Origin of the sequence: Mesorhizobium prunaredense, assembly GCF_900156895.1 — a bacterium.
Lineage (GTDB): Bacteria > Pseudomonadota > Alphaproteobacteria > Rhizobiales > Rhizobiaceae > Mesorhizobium > Mesorhizobium prunaredense.
Genome location: NZ_FTPD01000067.1, coordinates 26,109 through 44,953, shown reverse-complemented (window position 1 = coordinate 44,953; position 18,845 = coordinate 26,109). Strand labels below are relative to the sequence as shown.

The following is an 18,845-nucleotide window of genomic DNA, read 5'->3' as shown; positions in this document are numbered from 1 at the left end:
CGCATCTCCTCCCGATAATTTCGACCCGTCGGACCGCGAGAATACGCCCGCCGCGCTCGCGGGAACAGGGCCAGGAAGGTCTGTTCCTTCCTCGGATGCCCACACGCTCGGCCGCAAGGCAGACGATCCGGGCGCTGGACATCTCCGATCCGGAAGGAATCGCTGCTGCCGTCACCCGGACGCGTTCGTGCTCAGCCTGCCCGGAAGGCGAGACTCCGCCTCATCAGTTGGATGCTGAGCGCCAGGTCTCCGCTTCCGATGAACCAGGGAGACAGTATCCGCGACGACCTCAGTCCGCGATAGAGAAGATAGGGAAGTCCGAGCGACAGGGCGATCAGCGCCAACTCGGAAGACATTCCGAAGTCACGCAGCGTGAAATGAACGAACTGATGAACGAACATGATCACCAGCGAGGCCGCGCCGATTTCCGCCAACGGAGCGATGCGCAAGCTCGGCATCGCCATGAAGCGGATGAGACCGAGGATAAAGGTCGAGATCGCCAATGCAACGAGAAGGCCGAGAAGTGGGGGGCCGAAGATGGCGTTCTTCATGCTGAAGGTAAAGTCGGACCCCGTCCGCGCCGCCGCGAGCGCGACCCCGGCAACCGCCACGACAAACACCGCCGACCACAGCGCGCTCATGCCGCGTTCGCGCAGGAAATGTCCGAACCAGAACGCGCCGATGGCGAGCGGCACGTTCGTCAGAGCCAGCGGCGCGCGCACTTCCTGCCAATAGGCCTGGATTGAATAGGCGAGGCCGACGGATGCGCCGACGAAGATCAGCATGCTGGGATCGGTCGGTCCGCTGGTCCTGATCGCGACCTCGTTGTAGACAAGTTGCGTGGCGACGAGGCAGGTGACGAACCAGAACACGCCGAGTTCGCGCGTCAGGTGCCGTCCGCCCAGCAGCGCGTCGGTGATGAGTTCCCTGATCTGCCAGGGTGCCGGGGTATCGCCGCGCAAAAAGTCCACAACGAGCACGCTCGCCATGATCGCGCCGAGAAACATCACATAGGGGATGAGCAGGCCCTGGACGCGCTTCCGGAGAAGCGCCTTCCTCTCCGTCACGGCAAAAAGGTAGCCGGATATGATGAAGAAGAACGGCATGAAGAACAGCGATACCGCAAAGTAGATCGGGTGCGCCCAGCGCCAGGTGCTGTGGTCGAGGACGTGGGCCATGACGACGAGGGTGATTCCCAAGCCCTTGGCGGTGTCCAGCCAGGTCTCACGTAGGGGCAGGTTCAACTTCAGCGTTTTCTGGATACGGCCTATTGGCCGGCCCGGTCCTTCGGTTTCGATGGCGATTGTGCATCGCATCATACTTTGTGGCAAGTGCGAATTGCTCGGAGTCGCGGATTGCCGGTTGCCGGCGACGCAACGTCACATAAAGTCGGCGAAATTCAGCATTCCGCTTGATTTTCCGCCGATCTTCACCCATTGTTGCGCTGCACAATAACAGGCTGGTGCCCACTATGGCAGTTCAAGAGCTTGCGATAGGAAACCTTGACCGGCACGGGCTGCCGCTCTTGCAGCCAGCCGGCTGTTGAAATCGATCGCGCTTTGACGTCGGATCGACCAGGTCCGTATCAAGCAGCAAAGGACCAAGATGCTTCGCGACTTGTCCGCCTACAAGAAAATGTTGATGCTCGGCATTGTCGGGCTGGTGCTCGTTGCCGCCTTCGATACCTTCAGCAACCTGCCCGTCGTCTCCGGCTGCGCGTTCTACAGCAATTGCGCAATCGATGGCTCCGCAGAAGCACCGATCGGGCATAGCCAGGATCCGGCGCTGCAATGAAGCCACTTGGGAAGACGGCGCTTATCGTCTATGACGGCGACTGCATCTTCTGCCAGAGCTATGTCCGCTTTGCCCGGCTGCGCGACGCCGTCGGTCCTGTCGAACTGCTCGACGCGCGCTCCGGCGACCCGCGCGTTGTCGGGTTTCAGCGCCAGGGCTTCGACCTGAACGAGGGCATGCTCTTCGTTTTCGAGGACCGCGTCTACCACGGCGAGGAAGCCATCAATCTCCTGGCGATCCTCAGTTCCTCTTCGACGCTTTTCGGCTGGCTCAACCGCAGGATTCTCTCAAACAGGACGGCCGCGCGGCTGATCTATCCGGCGCTCAAGCTCGGACGCCGGGCCACCCTGAAGCTTCGCGGCCGCTCGCTGATCCCTGCAGACCTCGAACCGCGCTAATTCAATTCATGTCGCGCAAAAGCATGCCCTCGGCCCCTGATCCGAGGGTGCGCAGTGGTTTTGCAACAACGACATGAGCTTAAAGCGACGCGTGACTCTTGCAATCGCGACGCGATTTGGACATTTCCCGGCGAAATGGATGGCTTAGGTCGACTGCCCGGCGACATCTACCAATTTTCGTGAGAGCGGCGCTCAGTGGGTGCAGGCCTTCGGCCGCGAGAAATCCACCAACTTGAACATAAGCAACTTGCGTTCGATGAGGCTGGGCATTTCGCCCGCGAAGGTCGACGCGTTAGCCCGGGTAACCGTCTCGCCATCCTTCACGTAAGTCACCCAGGCCTCCGGGTTCCGGCGCAGTTGTTTCTTGAGATCGAGGAGGACGTGGTAATTGCCCGCCCGCGACTGCCGGACGAGATGAGGCTCCGAGGAATCAACGATCTTCACCACCTCGTTCTGATAATTGAACAGGTATGGTGGTTTGGGAAAGAGCAGATGATTGGTCTGGCCGGCTTCCGTGTGCAGATTGCTGAACATGTTGATGGAACTCTCCGTCTTGAGCCCGACATAGGGTGACAGGCAGGAGAGGAAGAACAAGCCCGGCACCAAATAGACCCAGAGCGGCTGGCGCGGCGAGGAAACGATCCGGCAAGGCAGGTTCTGCAGAGCCACATAGGCCAGCACGATCATCGCCGCGCCGCCCACTACCGCCCAAATGAGGATCCAGACGGAGTGGACCATCATGTCGAAGGAGCGTCCGGGAAAAGCATAGGTGAGCAGAATGACGAGAGTGACCGCGAACAACATCAATGCCGCGCCCGGCAGCAAGATCCCGATCCGGCCGAACGTCTCGCGCAGCGGATTGGTAAACTCCAGCGAGGTGCGATAGAGCGCCTCGCTGGCGGGCGTGGGGATGCTCAGCACATACAGCGCGAACACCAGGCTGGAAAAGTCCATGTACCAGGAATAGGCCGAGATCGGGATCACGTAATGGAAGACGAGCGCGAGGATGAACCCCACGGCGAAATAACGTTTCCAGTAGAGAGACACGATCGCGATCGCCTCAATGACGAAGGTGGCGAAGATCGCAAGATACCGGCCAAACAGATTGTCCTCGAGGCCGAACGGACGAGCAAGCGGAGCGTAAAGGCCCACCGCGCAACTCACGGAAGGATCGAGGAAATCGGTGTTGATCTTGTGGAAGATTCCGTAGAAATACATGATGGCGAGCAGCGACCGGGCGACGATCCGGATCTGTTGATAAAGCTCCATCCGGGCCAGCGCGGCGCCGCGGCGGGCGGCCCGCAGATAGAGTACCGCTGCGCTGAGCAGTATAGCCCCGTTCATCACCGCCGTGATCGTCTTGTTGTTCGAAGCGACCGGCATGCGCAGCGCGTACAGCACAAGCGATACCATCACCAGCCCGATCAAAAACTCGGTCCGCCGCGGGTACAGCAGGAGTAGCAGGCTGAACAGGACGACCGACCAGCTCAGAGCGGCAAAAAGCGGCCCCTTATAGCCAAGCATGGAGTAGATATCACCGGCGATACTGAAGATCGCCGCCATTGCCCAGAACGGGGCAAATGCGGTCAACCCGTCAAATGTATCGTCCCGTCCTCTGACTTTCGTGATCTTGCCGCGACCAACGTTCCATAACGGTATCGCGCTTGAATACTGCGACTGCCCAATAAACACCGGTTAAGCCCCCTCAAGTTCCCCTGCAGGTTCTTTCGGCGTCCAACTGGGGACGGCTTGCCGCCTTCGGAACCCGCTGCTCTATGTTGCACTGCAACATCAGCACGGGCACAAATAAGAGTCAATCCGGTGTCGTCGGTAGCGCCTGCTACCGAGCATCAGCCTTTGGGAGAGAGGGTACGGCGGACCCGAAGCGGGACGCGTTTAAGTTGAACTGGCCATCCCGCTCCATTTGTTTCGCCCGCACCTGCATGTCGCCCAAGCGCGCGGCGGTATCAAGACAACGACATGTCAAGACAACGACATGTATAGAAACAAGAACTTGAGGCGGCGCATTAATCCTCCGGATGCGCCGCGCTTAGAGTTCGCCGACTAACGCTGCTTTGCCGTTCTGGGAAATTCCACTACGTCCGCCGGCGTGCGCTTGTACTGGGCTGCGGCAATTGCATCGATCAGAATATCCAGAGCCGCGCGAGCAGCGCTGCTCGTCTCGTCATCACCGCGCAAATAGTGGCAGGCTCGTTCAAGATGAAGGTGGGCGGCGGCAAAGTCGCTAGTCATGGATTCTCCTTTTGCCCGCCGCAGGACAAGGATGGCCCATTTCGATTTACCCAAAGGCGAATATCCACAGCTGGATTTGAATCAATTTTGGCCGGTTAACCAGATCTTCAGCATCGCGAGGCGACCTTGCGGCGGCGGACATGTGTTGAGTTCCGCCTCAGGCAACAGACCCGCTCCGGAGATCGGGGCGGGTTTTTGCTTGGATAGTGCCGAACATGCGCTACCGCGGCGGAGCCGACCTAGCGTCAAGCACTGAAGCGGTCCACCGCAAAGGGCGCGAGGCAGTCAGGATCGCCGCGTCCGGCAATCAGCTCGGCGACCAAGCGGGCGGTGATCGGCGCCAGGGTGAGGCCGAGATGACCATGACCGAAGGCATGGATCACCTTGCGGCTGCCCCGCGATGGACCGATGACCGGCCGGGAATCGGGCAGCGACGGCCGGAACCCGAGCCATTCGGATGAGGGCCGGCCGAGTGGCGGGAAGAACTGCCTGACACCGCGATCCAGCAGCGCCAGCCGGCGCGGATTTGCCGGTGCTGCAAGCCCACCAAGCTCGACGGTTCCGGCGACACGCAGCCGACCTGTCATCGGCGTCATGTAGAAGCCGAGATCGACAGGACAGACCGGACGATTGAGCAAAGGCGCTTCCGTCGGGAATTCGAGATGATAACCGCGTTCGGTCTCGAGCGGGACGCTGTCGCCGGCCTGCATGGCCAGCGCCCGCGATTGCGCGCCCGCGGCGATCACCACCGTGTTCGCCTTGACCTGCAGGCCGGAACCGCTGAGCCTGACACCGTCCGCCTCGACCTGCAGCCCTGATATAGCAGCCTGCGCCACCGACACGCCACGGGCGGTTGCGGCATCGAGCAGCCGCCGCATCAGCGTCTTTGGATCGGTGACATTCATCGAATCCGGGAAGTACAGTCCGCAGGCCCCGGCCGGGGGCAGGCTCGGCTCCAGCGCGGCCACCTCTCCCGGCGTCAGAACCTCCTGATGCACACCAAACCCGGCGCGCAGCGCCCTGCCCCCAGCGGCCTTGGCGAAATCGCTCTTGCGGCGATACAGGTAGAGACAGCCGTTGCGGCGCATCAGGTCGGCCATATCGGCCTCTTTCACCATCTCCTCCCAGGCCGGCAGGGCCTCAGCCAGAAGCCCGGCGAGTGCCATCGCGTTGGCGCGGGTGGCCGCTGGAAGCGACTGCCGCACGAAGCGGACCAGCCAGGGCGCCAGCTGGAAAAACGCTGTCCAGCGCAATGCGAAAGGGCTGTCCGGATCGAGGAGCAGTTTTGGCAATTGGCGCAGCACGGCCGGGTTGCCGACCGGCATGCAGGCATATTCGGCGAGCGTTCCGGCGTTGCCGAACGAGGCGCCGGAGCCAGGCTCGTTGGGATCGATGAGCAGCACCTCGCGCCCCTCGGCCGCAAGCCGGAGTGCCGTTGCCAATCCGACAATGCCAGCGCCGACGATGGCGATTTCGACGGTTTCCGGTGCTGCCACGACCGTATCTTCTTGTTTGACCATGATCTTTTCCGAAAACCGGCCCCCACCTTTCGGGATCATGGTCTAGACGAAGCCAGGCAGTTGCAGATGCCCGGCCGCGAGCAGTTCAGCCATGGTGTTCAGGGCCGTGCGCAGATCGTCGAGCGAGCGCGCGGCGCCGACATTGATGCGCACCCCGTGCTGTACCGGCTCGCGCCCGACCGCGAAGGCATCGCCGGGAAGCACGGCAACGCCACGTTCCAGGCAGGTGCGAGCGAAACCCGCGCCGCGCCACGGCTCCGGCAGGCGCAGCCAGGCATGCGTCGAGGTGGCGTGGCTCTGGACATCGTAGCGGCCGAGGATTTCGGTGAGGATGGCCTGGCGCTGACGAAGCTCCTGCTTCTGTGCTTCGATGATGCGCGCCGCCGAGCCCTCTTCTATCAGCCGCGCGCCGATCAGCGCCGTCAGAGGGCTGATGCTCCAGCAGTTGATGCGTAAAGCCGCGGCGACCTGGCCGGCTATGGCGCGTGGCGCGATCACAAAACCGAGGCGCAGCCCTGGGGCAAGGCATTTCGACAAGGCGCCGATGTGAACCGTCAATTCGGGCTCGAGGCTGGCAAGCGACGGCGGCGGATTGTCCGCCAGCGGCCGGTAGACGTCATCCTCGATGATGAGGACATTATGGCGACGGGCCACAGCCACCAGCTCGTGCCGGCGTTCCTCGCCCAATGTGATGGTGGTCGGATTGTGCAGGGTCGGCACCAGGAAGACCGCGCGCGGGCGGAGCTGCGCGCAGGCCGCCTCGAACGCGTCGGCCCGCATGCCGCCACGGTCCATGGCGACGCCTCTGAGATCGAGCCCATGCACCCGGCACAGTGCATTGATGCCCTGATAAGTCACTTCGTCGGCGAGCACGACCTCGCCCTGCCTGGTCACCGCGCCAAGCACGCAATCCAGCCCATGCTGGGCGCCCGCCGCCAGCACCACCCGGCCGGGATCGCCGTCGCCCGCCGCCGGCCGCATCCACTCGGCGATTGCCTCTCTCGCCCACAGCGGCCCGTCGGGCGGGTGATAGTCCTGAAGCGTGGCGTAGTGCCGGTCCTTGGACAGGCGCGGCAACAGCAGCGCCAGCGCGTCGAGATAGGCCGAGGTCGCTGGTCTGTTCACGGAAAGATCGATGACGCCGCTGTCTTCGCTCGGCGCCGACACGAAACCTGGTCCTTCGCCGCCGTTGCGGGCCGCGACCGTTGTGCCGCGTCCGGGCCGCGCTTCGAGCAGGCCGCGCTGCTGCAGCGTCGACAGTGCGCGCGTCACCGTGGTGACGTTGATGCCCAGTGCGCGGGCAATCTCGCGCTGCGGCGGCAGCCGGTCTCCAACGGCAAGCGTGCCGGCTGTAATCCGTTCGGCAATAGCGTCAGCAAGGCGCCGGTAGACCGGGCCTTCGTCCGAGGCGAGTTGCAGGTCCTGAAGCATGCGGATTGGCGGTTTCGGTGTGTTGACACTCTGGCTACCCGGCGCATCTAGCATAAGACAATGCTCCGGACAATAGCACTTGTCCGGTACATGTTTTCAAAATCCGGCTGAAAAAACTCACACAATCCCGAAGAAAGCCGCTTGACGGGCAAACTTGTCTGCATCTATGGTTCTTTAGCGATTGATTGTGTGAGCATACAAGTTTGGTTTGCCGCCCTTGCGCGGCCAGCGTCATGCGAGACCGACACATGGACGGCAAGCACCACCTCGTTTCGACAAGCGGCCATTGCCGCCGCTCAACGGATTTCCGTCCGTGATCGCCGAAGCGACAGTCCTGTCAGCCGACAGCGCCGCTGCGGCACCAGACGCCCGCCAAGGATTTGTCGAATTCGTCGATGTCGAGAAATCCTATGACGGCCGCACGTTCGCGGTAACACGGCTGAACCTCAGCGTGGCGCGCGGCGAGTTCCTCACCCTTCTCGGCCCCTCAGGTTCGGGCAAGACGACGACGCTCAACATGCTTGCCGGCTTCGAACGGCCGACCAGCGGCGTCATCACGCTTGAAGGCCGGTCGGTCGACAGGCTGCCGCCCTACGAACGCAACATCGGCATGGTATTCCAGAACTACGCGCTGTTTCCGCACATGAGCGTCGAGGAGAACGTCGCCTTCCCGCTCTCGGTCCGCAAGACCACCAGGGCGGACGTGGCATCCCGCGTCGGCCGCGCGCTCGACATGGTGCGGCTGCGGCAGTTCGGCGACCGGCGGCCGGCACAGCTTTCCGGCGGCCAGCAGCAGCGTGTCGCGCTTGCCCGCGCGCTGGTGTTCGAGCCAAGCCTGGTGCTGATGGACGAGCCGCTCGGCGCGCTCGACAAGAAGCTGCGCGAGCATATGCAGATCGAGATCAAGCAGCTGCACACCATGCTCGGCGTCACCATCGTCTATGTGACGCACGACCAGAGCGAGGCGCTGACCATGTCGGACCGCGTTGCCGTGTTCAACAATGGCGGAATTGCCCAGCTCGGTTCGCCTGACGATCTCTACAACACGCCGGAGAGCTCGTTCGTCGCCAGCTTCATCGGCGAGAACAACACGCTGGAAGGCAAGGTCGAACGCGTCTCCGGCAAGGAGTGCCGCGTCGCGCTGCACGGCGGCGGTTCGGTCGCCGCGCTGGCCATCGGCGTCGCCGAAGGTGCGGCCTGCCATGTCGCCATCCGCCCGGAACGGTTGAAGCTTGCGCCCGCTTCGAACGGAGCAAATGCGTTAGCCGCCACGGTCGACGGCCGCATCTATCTCGGCGACCACCAGCGTCTTCTGGCCAGGCTGGAAAGCGGCCAGCTGCTGACCGTCAAGGTCGGCCCCGAAGCGACCATGGGCAACGGGGAACCGGTCACGGTTTCCTGCGCGCCCACCGACTGCCGTGCCTTTCCGGCCGATCCCGGAACGGGCGGTTCCATCTCGAAAACAGGGGAATAAGAACAATGAAGATCACAAAAGCCCGGCTGTTCGCCTTCGCGGCAGCCACAGCATTCATCACCATGGGAAATGCCGCCTTCGCCGACGAACTTTCGATCATGGCCAGCGGCGGCGCCTGGCAGGATGCCCAGCGCAAGGCATGGTTCGAGCCGTTCAGCAAGGAAACCGGGATCAAGATCGTCGAGCAGGAATATCTTGGCGATCTTGGCAAGGTCAAAGCGATGGTCGATACCGGCAACGTGCCGATCGATCTGGTGACGGTCGAGACGGCGACCGTGCTGCAGGGTTGCGACGCCGGCATTCTCGAGCGGCTCGACTATTCAAAGATCGCCCCCCGTGAAAAATTCATCGAAGGTTCGGCGCTCGACTGCGGCGTCGGTCTCGACGCCTATGGCGATGTCCTTGCCTATGACCCAAACGTGCTGAAGGAGGCGCCAGCCTCGGTCCTCGACATCTTCGACACGACGAAGTTTCCGGGCAAGCGCGCGATGCGCAAGTTTCCGGCACAGAACCTCGAATGGGCACTGATGGCCGACGGGGTCGCGGCGGCCGATGTCTATGAGGTGCTGGCAACCCCCGAAGGCGTCAACCGCGCTTTCAAGAAGCTCGACACCATCAAGCAGGACATCGTCTGGTGGGATGCCGGCGCACAGCCGCCGCAGCTCCTCGCATCCAAGGAAGTGGTGATGACCACCGCCTGGAACGGTCGTATCCAGAACGCCATCGACAAGGACGGGGCGCCGTTCAAGATCGTCTGGAACAACCAGATCCTCGAATATGACATGATCGCCATTCCGAAGGGCGCCAAGAACCCGGATCTGGCCTACAAATACCTTGCCTATATCAGCCAGCCGGAAATCAACGCCAAGCTCGCCAGCTACATCACCTACGGGCCGGTGCGCATCGATGCGGCCTCCTTCGTCGCGCCGGACGCCCTGCCGAAATTGCCGAACGCACCCGACCACATGACCGCTTACCTGGTCGCCGATACCGAATTCTGGGGCGACTATGGCGAGGATCTGGTCAAGCGCTTCAACGCCTGGCTCGCGCAGTAGGGAAAATGTCGGCGCTCGAGCCCACGAAACTGGTCCGGCCGCGGGCAAGCCGCGACTGGTCGGCCGCCGATCCCGGCACAGCAAAGTCGGTCGCGGCGGCGCTTCGCCGCGCCGATTTCGGCGACCGGTTGCGGTCGCTGGCGCTGGCGGCACCTTTGCTCGTGCTGCTGGCACTGAGCTTCGGCATCCCGATCGTCCTGCTTCTGTCGCGCGCCGTCTATGATCCGACGATTGCCGACGCCTTGCCGCAGACCAGCCAGGCCTTGCGCGGCTGGAACGGCACCGGCCTGCCCGACGACGCTGCGTTCCTGGCCCTTGCCGCCGATCTCCGCAGCAATCAGGCCAAGGGCACCGCCTACGAACTCGCCAAGAGCCTCAACGCCCGCCTGCCCGGTGCGCGCAGCCAGGTGCTCAAGACGGTGCGCCAACTGGAGGCTGCCGACAGGCCGCCGCTGGAGGTGATGAAAGCGGTGCCGTTCTGGTCGGCGCCGGGCACATGGCCGGTCATCGAGAGCGGCACCCATAGCGTGACGTCGTTCTATCTGCTGAGCGCGCTTGATCTGCGCTGGAATGCCGATGGCGGCATCGAAAGAGTGCCACCCGAACAGGCCATCTTCGTGCAAGTGTTCATGCGCACATTCTTCGTCGCCGCAGCGGTAACGCTGGCCACGCTGATCCTGGGCTTCCCCCTCGCCTATCTCATCGCCTCCGTGCCCAAGGGCCTCGCCGCAATCCTCATCGTCGCGGTGCTGCTGCCGTTCTGGACGTCGATCCTGGTGCGAACTGCGGCCTGGACGGTGCTCCTGCAGAAATTCGGCCTGGTCAACGACCTGCTGCTGTGGCTCGGCGTCGCCGACGACCGGCTCGATTTGATGTACAGCCGCATCGGCCTGATCATCGCCATGACCCACATCCAGCTGCCGTTCACGCTGCTGCCGATCTACAGCGTCATGCGCACCATCCAGCCATCGCAGATGAAGGCTGCCTATTCGCTCGGCGCAAAACCGTTCACCGCGTTCCGCCGCGTCTACCTTCCACAGGTCTTTCCGGGCGTCATGGCCGGCTGCCTGCTCACCTTCATCCTCTGCCTCGGCTACTACATAACGCCGGCGCTGATCGGCGGCGCCAGCGACCAGCTGATCAGCAATTTCATCGCCAGCTACGTCAATGTCGAACTGAATTGGGAGATGGCAGCGGCGCTCAGCTTCATCCTGCTCGTCTTCACCCTGGCGTTGTTCGGCATCTTCGCCCGCATCCTCGGCCTCGACCGCCTCAAGCTGGTGTAGCCATGTTGCTGTCTCCCTATCCAACGACAGGCGAAAGAATCCGCATCGCTCTGCTCTGGCTGTGGTGCGGCATGGTGATCCTGTTCCTCCTCGTGCCGATTCTCATTCCCGTTCCCTTGTCGTTCAACAGCGGCGCCTTCTTCATCTTTCCGCTGGAGGGAATTTCGACGCGCTGGTACGAGGTCGTGCTCGGAACCCAGCGCTGGCAGGCAGCCATCGGCAACAGCCTGATCGTTGCGTTCGGGACGACGCTGATCGCAACGCTACTAGGCACATTGACGGCGATAGCACTTTCCGACGAAAAATTTCCCGGCCGCCGCATCGTCATGCCGCTGCTGCTTTCGCCGTTGATCGTGCCGGTGGTGATCACCGCCGTCGGCTCGTATCTGTTTTATGCGCGCGTCGGTCTCGCCAGCACCTATGCGGGGATCATCCTGGCGCATACCGCGCTCGCCAGTCCGTTCGTCGTCGTCACGGTGGGGGCGAGCCTCTCCGGCTTCGACCGCAATCTGATGCGCGCCGCCGCCATCTCCGGAGCAAGGCCCATTACGTCATTCTTCAGGGTGATGCTGCCGCTGATCCTGCCCGGCGTGCTGTCAGGGGCGGCCTTTGCGTTCGTCACCTCGTTCGACGAGGTCGTCGTGGTGCAGTTCCTGGCCAGCGCCAATCAGCGCACCATGCCGCTCGAGATGTTCATCGGCCTGCGCGAGAAGCTCTCCCCGGCAATCACCGCCGCCGCGACGCTGATGATGGCGTTGTCGATTGTCCTGCTCGTCGTCGCAAATGTTCTGGCCCGCCGTGGCAAGCAGCGACCGCGCATCGACTAGAAGACCGTGCGGCGGTCGGCCCGAGCTTCTATAGGCCTGCCTGCGTCGGGCCCTCTCCATCGGTAATCGATTCCATAGAAGATGGTCGCGATCGGGTGGATAGCTGCCGTAGGGGACCGCGATCCCAAGGTTTCCCTTGCAGCATTCCTTTGCAACACTTTGCGCTCCCCGACGTTCTCCCAAGGCACGCTCCGAAGTTGCGGCGGTTCGACAATCTGCATCGATGTGACGCTGGAGGAGACGCCATGGACATGGGCAACAGAAAGACGCAGTTCAATATCTGGTACTGGATCGCCGCCTTCGTCGGGCTGATGATTTTCCAATATGTCTACACCACCACGCAGCATGTCGCGCAGATTCCCTATAGCCAGTTTGAGACCCTGCTGCGCGACGGCAAGATCGCCGACGTGCAGGTCTCCGATCGCTTTATCCAGGGCCGCTTCAAGCAACCGCAGGACGGCAAGCCGCTATTCATTACCACGCGCGTCGAGCCGAATCTTGCGCGGCAGCTGCAGGAACACGGCGTCACCGTCACTGGCCAGATCGAAAGCACCTTCCTGAGCGACCTGCTCTCCTGGGTCGTCCCGATCCTCGTCTTCTTTGGCTTGTGGATGCTGCTGATGAGACGAATGGGTGGTGGCATGGGCGGTTTGATGCAAATCGGCAGGAGCAAGGCCAGGGTCTATGTCGAGGCCAATACCGGCGTCAGATTCGAGGACGTGGCGGGTGTCGATGAGGCCAAGGCCGAGTTGCAGGAGATCGTGGATTTCCTGAAGAGCCCGCAGGAATACGGCCGTCTTGGAGGGCGCATGCCCAAGGGCGTGCTGCTGGTCGGACCGCCCGGCACCGGCAAGACACTGCTCGCGAAAGCCGTTGCAGGCGAGGCAAAAGTTCCGTTCTTCTCGATCTCGGGCTCAGAATTCGTCGAGATGTTCGTGGGCGTCGGCGCCGCCCGTGTGCGCGACCTGTTCGAGCAGGCACGCGCCAAGGCCCCGGCGATCATCTTCATCGACGAACTCGACGCGCTGGGCCGCGCCCGCGGTGCGGGCCCGATGATGGGCGGGCACGACGAAAAGGAGCAGACGCTCAATCAACTCCTGGTCGAGCTCGACGGTTTCGATCCGAAAATCGGCGTCGTGCTGCTCGCCGCGACGAACCGCCCGGAAATCCTTGACCCGGCACTTCTTCGCGCCGGCCGTTTCGATCGGCAGGTGCTGCTCGATCGGCCGGACAAGCAAGGTCGCGTCCAGATACTCAAGGTCCACATGAAGACGGCTAAGCTGGCGGCCGATGTCGATGCCGAAAAAGTCGCCGCGCTGACGCCGGGTTTTACCGGCGCCGATCTCGCCAATTTGGTCAATGAGGCGACCCTGCTCGCCACGCGCCGGAGGGCGGATGTCGTCACGATGGACGATTTCAACAATGCGGTCGAGCGCATCGTGGCCGGGCTCGAGAAGCGCAACCGACTGTTGAACCCGAGGGAACGCGAGGTCGTCGCCTATCACGAAATGGGCCATGCGTTGGTGGCCATGGCGCTGCCCGGAGTGGACCCCGTGCACAAAGTATCGATCATCCCGCGCGGCGTCGGCGCGTTGGGCTACACCATCCAGCGGCCGACCGAGGACCGCTTCCTCATGACGCGCGAGGAACTGGAGAACAAGATGGCGGTGCTGCTCGGCGGCAGGGCGGCCGAGTGGATTGTGTTCGGGCATCTGTCCACGGGGGCCGCCGATGACCTGGCCAAAGTGACCGATATCGCCCGCGCCATGGTCACGCGTTACGGCATGTCGGAAAAGCTCGGCCATGTGGCGCTGGAAAAGGACCAGCGCTCCTTCCTGAGCCCCAACCCACTTGCCGGCGGTCCGCGCGAGCACGATTACGGCGAGGCCACCGCCGAGGCTATCGACGAGGAGGTTCGCAGCATCGTCGACACAGCTTTCGCGCGAACCGTCGGCCTCCTCACTGAGCGACGGGATCTGCTGGAAAAGACGGCGCGCAAGCTGCTCGAAATCGAGACGCTAAGCGAGGCTGAACTCGCATCGCTCATCGGAGACGCCTCGGCACCGGATCGCGCGACAACGGAGGCATCCGATCCGCAATCGCGGAAGCGACCGATACGACGAGGCAAGGCTGCGGCTACAAACTTCTCGCGCCCGGCCGAGTCATGACCTTCCTCGTCCCAACGTGGCCCCCGGGTCCCAACCGCTCGTCCAAAAGCCCGATACGGGCTGCAAGATCGCCGTACATCGCCAGCTTGCAGCCCAGGACAAAGCCGCCGGGATGGACATCAGGGGTCAGTCGCTCGCGGACCGGCGACCGTTTGATCGTGAACGGCAGATTCCTGGCATCGCCGATCTCGACGCGGCCTCCCGGGTGACCCGTTCCCAGTGGCATAGTGTCGCTGCCAGTCACTGAGATAGTCGCCCAGGACCTGGCAATCATCAACAACGAAGACCAGCACGGCCTCTCGCACGCGCCCGGCCGGCGTTGCGGGCGGTCGCCAATCCGCGTCGCGCGGCCCCGTTGACCGGCTTATTCAGTAAAGGCTAATAAGCGGCGTTACGCGACCGATCCTTGTCTGTTTTTCGGATTTGGCGTTGCTTCGTCAAGGTCCGAACCCGTCAGCTACGATAGGCCAGGCTGAATGACCGACCTCATTTGCCTCGAATTCGCCCCGATCTGCGAAGGGTGACCCGCCTTGATGGCATGTTCGCCTTCGTGCTGGCGACGCCCGAGCGGATCATCGCGGCGCGCGACCCGCTCAGCATCAAGCCGCTCTACGTGGCGCGGCTCGGAGAGGGGCTCGCCTTCGCGCCTCCGAGTTGAAGGCCTTCGACGGGATCGGGGTCGAGGCCGTCGAGGCAATCCCGCCCGGCGGCCTGCTCGACAGTCTTCACGAACCGGGGCGCTGGTTCGCACGCCCAACGGCGCTGCCGAGGCGGAAGAGAATGTCGACGAGAGGCGATCTGGCGCAAGTTGCGCCTCGTGCTCGTGGAGGCGGTCCGCAAGTGTATGGTGGCCGACGTGGAGGTCGGATCGTTCCTGTCGGGCGGGTCGACAGCTCGATCACCGCTACGCATTGGGGGACGGGCTTGTCGCGGTTACGGCATCTCAGTGGTAAAGGGCTCCGCAGCGCGCGCTTCACCCGATAGACAACGCGTGAACAGAGCGGCGCGCAGAAATTCAACCGTGGTCAACGCTCTTCGGCTTGGAGGGAAGTGATCGAAAGTGGAATGCATTGTCATCAGCCTTCTGCGGCGTTGCCGTTTTGGCGCGCTGCAAAAACACCGTTTCCAGCCGTCGACCAATCTCGCTCACCCTTGACGACGTAGTATAAGCCGCCTTCGAATTGCTTGATGCGAGCCATACCTTCGTAGCTGGCAAGATACTCGTGGATCGCCCGTGCATAACCATCCCAGTCGGGGTACCCGTCTGCGATCATGATCCCATCGTCGGCCAGGTAAGGAAAAAGGGCCCGAAGACAAGTCATTGCGGAGGCATGCCAGTCGCAATCGATTCGTAGCACCGCGATGGTTGATGGCGGCTCGAATTTGGCCAATGTCTCCTCGAAGTAGCCTTTGACAAGCTGATATCGCGTTGCGCCGGACTTCCTCATGGCCGCATCGGCATGCTCGGTTCCGACGATCGCATTGTTGAAGTACCACGGGCCGTTCGTATCAGCCTTCCAGGCAAGGGCAGCGGGGCCGTCGATAGACTGTGGATCAACATGGCCTTGGAAGCTGTCGAATAAGAAATATTCTCGCTGCGGTCCTAGGATCTCAGCCATGCCGGCACAAGTGCCGCCTTTCCAGACGCCACACTCGATGACGCAGCCATGCGCTGGCGCCGTAGCAGTAAGAGCCAGATTCGCGATATACTGCTCGCGACCAAGCATGGTGCTGTCCTTGTACTTTTCGTAGATCATCTCAAACCGAGTGTGCGGAGCCCGTGACCGGGAGACGCGACTTACTTCGAGGCCGATCGCATTGAACGAAGCCCGCACGAGGCGTTTCACTGAGCTGAGAGTCATCATGCTACTCGCAAGATGGTTGAAGCGGAAATCGTGTTCGCTGCCACCGCCGCATGGCAATCAAACGCCCTGTCAAGCTTACAGAGTTTAGATCTAACCGAAGACACCATCAAGTTCGATCACCTGATCGAGCTTGTGCCGTTAAGGTCGCACACAAGGGGCGTTGGAATACCGCAATCAGCAGAAACCTGACTTCCATCTCTCCAGACGGCCGCAGAGCAGGCTAGGATTGACGCCGATCCAGGATAGTAGCCGGACGGCTGGCTGCAATGAGGCTGAGGTCATGCCGCCGGTCCGTAGGCGCATGAACTGGAACGTCTTATGAAAGGATCGGATGAGCTCGAAACATCGAACCGGCCTGGGTTCAGTCATTGTCTCGAAAGTGAAAGATCCGCTCGTCGCCTTCCGCGGTGTGCCAGTCGACAGCATGCGCTAGCCCGTATCCGGCATCGGCAAAGAGGCGGATCAGCTCCGTTTCCGTAAATGCGTTGGTCCAGCCTGCGCCAGCGCGGCGGAACGTTTCCGACAGCCTGGCCAGGCTATGTCGGGGGTGAGTCGCGCAACCATATGACGCGATACAAGCCGGCGATTGCTGCCTCAGCCATTCTATAAAGGAATGTAGATCGTGAACGTATTCGAGAACCCCAGCAAAAATTGCGAGATCGAATGCATGGGCGGTCAGATCAGGCAAGGGTCGTTGATTTAGGTCCAGCACGATCGTGCCAGGTCCGCGGCTCACGAGGTCGGACGGGGTGTATTGGCAGCTTGGGTCGAGATGACGTTGAAGCTTGCCCATTCCCACGCCAAACTCGATCACCCTCGCCCCGGGTGGCACTAACCGGGCAATGATTTTCGTCCTTTCCTCCCAGTCCTCGAATTCCGATGCATCGGTCCACCGCTCAAAGTCGGTCTTTCCGAACAGCTTGCATCTGAGCGCTTTTAGTCTTGTCGACCAACTGTTGTATTCCAGCATGGCGGCCCCTGGTTCAGCCTTGGTCCCCGATCGCGTCGCGAATGCGACGGTAAGCGGTATGGCCGGCAGCGATTTGAGCTTCGGCCCTGGCCAATATCGCCGGGCGAATAGCGGGCGCCTCTTCCCACAGGCGCCGGAGCGCCGATCGAAGCTTCTTGGCAGAGTTCGGATGATCGAGTGCCACCATCTCGCAGCCCGTGCCGAACATATCGGCGAGGCCAAGGAACTTGTCGACATAGTAGTCGGATCTGGCTAGCCCGATCGTCGGGATACCGTTGGCCAACGCGAAAACGCCGGCGTGGTAGCTGCCAGTGACTACGACCCGACAGCGCTGGATTTGCCGAATGAGGTCGATCGGTGTGCGGATCGCGAGTGCCCGGTTCAGCTCGGTCTCATCGGTGGGCATCAGTCCACGAATTGCGTCGATGTCCGCTTCGCGAGGCACCCATGAGACTGGAACGGCGATCAAGGGTGCCTCGAGCGAATCCGATGTGGCACCTAAGACATATCGCAGCCCTTCGAGAATATCCGCTGATACTCCTGAATAGGAGGAAAGACGTAGATTGACGCCAATGCCGATGCCAAGCTCATCCACTCGCATCTCATGCGCCATTTCGATGGCGTCATCGCCGGTTGCGCAGATCCTGTCCTTGGAAACACCCAGCTCCGCGAGCAGAGGAAGCCCGGCTCGCGTTTCGCGAAGCGCGATCAAGTGGAGCCTTGGCAATATGGCCGATGCACGCGCTCTCAGCTCGGCATTGGCAAGCGGGCCCATCCCCTGGCCGACCATGACCACCGGCCGTCCTTTCCTTGCAAGCGCGAGATTCAGAGTTTCGAGTACCGACAGGGCATATTCTGGGAAAGCGTCTGTGATTCCGCCCATTCCACTTACAAGCACAAGGTCGGCCCTGTCCACAGCATCGGTGAAGCGAAGAAGTGCCGCGCGCGCATCCGGCATGTGCCTAAACTTAAGGCGCCAGAACAGAGAAACGAGCCTCGGCGCGTGTCGGCGAATGCGATCGGGCCAGTGCTTGGGCACGAACCGCTTCAACTTGGCCGGCCTAAAATCAGGCTTGAGCCATAGGGCGCGCCCCTCGGCGGACAGGGGGGTGGCAAAGGGACAGAAGCGGCGAAGCGCGTCCGGATCGTCAGTCAGAACGTTGATCGTCGAATTGCCGCACAGCCGCGCAAGCCGCTCCGTGGCAGCATAGAGCATTGCCATGTCACCGATATTGCGCAGCACATAGTCGCTCGGCTCTACGAGTATGTGGATTGGGCGATGATTAAAGCGCATCCTTTCCCCTAGATCCGAGTGGAGGACCGAAGGTTAGCACAACGTCTGAGGCAATCGAGCCCATTTGCGCGACGCCGGATTTTGCTGACACGTCTGCTTGGATCAGATCACGATGATGCTTGCGCCGACCTGACGGCCCGCCCCAGCCATCAGCCCGATGCTTTTCATCGCCGTCAGGTAGAGGCGCTGGCAGGCTAGGGCAAGGTTGCACGCCGGCTCCGCCGGTTGACCCAGATCCGCAGATTGAACACGTCGACTGAACAGCATCAGCCGAACACCCCGACTACGAAGGTGATCGCGGATCCGTGGAGAAGGTTGGATTTCAGGTCCTCTCCCTCCGCCAACTCGTCACATTTCGCATTCCATCGACACCGGGTCCCCGGAAAACCGCGCGTATCGGGAGCGAAGCGATCAAGACAGCGTTGGTTGACGCGCCTGTTCAGGGGGAACTAATACTGCATCGGGGCGTGGCGGATCCGCGCCCCGTTCCCGGATCCAAGTTCGATTTCC

At 62.1% G+C, this 18,845-nt stretch carries 18 protein-coding genes and 1 pseudogene; 9 read left to right on the top strand and 10 right to left on the bottom strand.

Features of this window, described 5'->3' with window-relative positions:
- Nucleotides 1-191: 191 nt before the first annotated feature.
- On the bottom strand, nt 192-1,244 hold the full coding sequence (locus BQ8794_RS29395) for an acyltransferase family protein (protein WP_167378891.1): 1,053 nt from the start codon (nt 1,242-1,244) through the stop codon (nt 192-194).
- 373 nt (nt 1,245-1,617) lie between these two features.
- On the opposite strand from BQ8794_RS29395, the gene BQ8794_RS35855 reads away from it, so the two are divergent.
- Together BQ8794_RS35855 and BQ8794_RS29385 are read left to right on the top strand one after the other, a co-directional pair.
- A complete protein-coding gene (locus tag BQ8794_RS35855; RefSeq protein WP_167378890.1) occupies nt 1,618-1,794 on the top strand; it encodes a hypothetical protein in 177 nt (58 codons plus the stop codon).
- Complete coding sequence (locus BQ8794_RS29385; protein ID WP_077382416.1) at nt 1,791-2,192, top strand: DCC1-like thiol-disulfide oxidoreductase family protein; 402 nt, start codon at nt 1,791-1,793, stop codon at nt 2,190-2,192. Before BQ8794_RS35855 ends, BQ8794_RS29385 begins: the two co-directional genes overlap by 4 nt.
- A gap of 192 nt (nt 2,193-2,384) precedes the next feature.
- On the opposite strand, the gene BQ8794_RS29380 is transcribed toward BQ8794_RS29385, so the two are convergent.
- From BQ8794_RS29380 to BQ8794_RS29365, 4 genes are all read right to left on the bottom strand, one after another.
- Nucleotides 2,385-3,782, bottom strand: a complete 1,398-nt coding sequence (locus BQ8794_RS29380) for an HTTM domain-containing protein (protein WP_244555152.1) — start codon at nt 3,780-3,782, stop codon at nt 2,385-2,387.
- Between the two features lie 474 nt (nt 3,783-4,256).
- Nucleotides 4,257-4,499, bottom strand: coding sequence for a hypothetical protein (locus BQ8794_RS29375; protein WP_342188841.1), 243 nt, complete (start codon nt 4,497-4,499; stop codon nt 4,257-4,259).
- 191 nt (nt 4,500-4,690) lie between these two features.
- Nucleotides 4,691-5,965 carry an NAD(P)/FAD-dependent oxidoreductase gene (locus tag BQ8794_RS29370; protein ID WP_167378889.1) on the bottom strand — a complete coding sequence of 425 codons (1,275 nt, stop codon included), beginning with the start codon at nt 5,963-5,965 and terminating at the stop codon, nt 4,691-4,693.
- Between the two features lie 42 nt (nt 5,966-6,007).
- On the bottom strand, nt 6,008-7,450 hold the full coding sequence (locus BQ8794_RS29365) for an aminotransferase-like domain-containing protein (protein WP_244555151.1): 1,443 nt from the start codon (nt 7,448-7,450) through the stop codon (nt 6,008-6,010).
- A 259-nt stretch (nt 7,451-7,709) separates the two neighbouring features.
- On the opposite strand from BQ8794_RS29365, the gene BQ8794_RS29360 reads away from it, so the two are divergent.
- The 5 genes from BQ8794_RS29360 (at nt 7,710) to ftsH (ending at nt 14,206) form a co-directional block, all read left to right on the top strand.
- Nucleotides 7,710-8,870, top strand: coding sequence for an ABC transporter ATP-binding protein (locus BQ8794_RS29360; RefSeq protein ID WP_077383449.1), 1,161 nt, complete (start codon nt 7,710-7,712; stop codon nt 8,868-8,870).
- Nucleotides 8,871-8,875: 5 nt separating this feature from the next.
- Nucleotides 8,876-9,925, top strand: coding sequence for an ABC transporter substrate-binding protein (locus tag BQ8794_RS29355; protein ID WP_077382410.1), 1,050 nt, complete (start codon nt 8,876-8,878; stop codon nt 9,923-9,925).
- Between the two features lie 5 nt (nt 9,926-9,930).
- Nucleotides 9,931-11,211 carry an ABC transporter permease gene (locus tag BQ8794_RS29350; RefSeq protein ID WP_077382407.1) on the top strand — a complete coding sequence of 427 codons (1,281 nt, stop codon included), beginning with the start codon at nt 9,931-9,933 and terminating at the stop codon, nt 11,209-11,211.
- Between the two features lie 2 nt (nt 11,212-11,213).
- On the top strand, nt 11,214-12,038 hold the full coding sequence (locus BQ8794_RS29345; RefSeq protein ID WP_077382404.1) for an ABC transporter permease: 825 nt from the start codon (nt 11,214-11,216) through the stop codon (nt 12,036-12,038).
- Between the two features lie 245 nt (nt 12,039-12,283).
- Complete coding sequence (gene ftsH, locus BQ8794_RS29340) at nt 12,284-14,206, top strand: ATP-dependent zinc metalloprotease FtsH (protein WP_077382401.1); 1,923 nt, start codon at nt 12,284-12,286, stop codon at nt 14,204-14,206.
- Between the two features lie 22 nt (nt 14,207-14,228).
- Here ftsH and BQ8794_RS36900 read toward each other — a convergent pair.
- Nucleotides 14,229-14,551: pseudogene (locus tag BQ8794_RS36900) on the bottom strand (glycosyltransferase family 2 protein); the annotation flags it as partial.
- Nucleotides 14,552-14,726: 175 nt separating this feature from the next.
- Between BQ8794_RS36900 and BQ8794_RS36895 the strand changes: the two are divergent.
- A complete protein-coding gene (locus BQ8794_RS36895; protein ID WP_244555150.1) occupies nt 14,727-14,864 on the top strand; it encodes a hypothetical protein in 138 nt (45 codons plus the stop codon).
- Between the two features lie 159 nt (nt 14,865-15,023).
- Complete coding sequence (locus tag BQ8794_RS36890; RefSeq protein WP_280174632.1) at nt 15,024-15,260, top strand: asparagine synthase-related protein; 237 nt, start codon at nt 15,024-15,026, stop codon at nt 15,258-15,260.
- Nucleotides 15,261-15,282: 22 nt separating this feature from the next.
- On the opposite strand, the gene BQ8794_RS29325 is transcribed toward BQ8794_RS36890, so the two are convergent.
- The 4 genes from BQ8794_RS29325 to BQ8794_RS35850 form a co-directional block, all read right to left on the bottom strand.
- Nucleotides 15,283-15,963 carry a TylF/MycF/NovP-related O-methyltransferase gene (locus BQ8794_RS29325; protein WP_167378888.1) on the bottom strand — a complete coding sequence of 227 codons (681 nt, stop codon included), beginning with the start codon at nt 15,961-15,963 and terminating at the stop codon, nt 15,283-15,285.
- A gap of 469 nt (nt 15,964-16,432) precedes the next feature.
- Nucleotides 16,433-17,041: a class I SAM-dependent methyltransferase gene (locus BQ8794_RS29320; protein WP_077382395.1), complete on the bottom strand. Its 609-nt coding sequence runs from the start codon at nt 17,039-17,041 to the stop codon at nt 16,433-16,435.
- Nucleotides 17,042-17,054: 13 nt separating this feature from the next.
- Nucleotides 17,055-18,335, bottom strand: a complete 1,281-nt coding sequence (locus BQ8794_RS29315; RefSeq protein WP_077382392.1) for a polysaccharide pyruvyl transferase family protein — start codon at nt 18,333-18,335, stop codon at nt 17,055-17,057.
- A 102-nt stretch (nt 18,336-18,437) separates the two neighbouring features.
- Complete coding sequence (locus tag BQ8794_RS35850) at nt 18,438-18,602, bottom strand: hypothetical protein (protein WP_167378887.1); 165 nt, start codon at nt 18,600-18,602, stop codon at nt 18,438-18,440.
- Between the last annotated feature and the right edge of the window lie 243 nt (nt 18,603-18,845).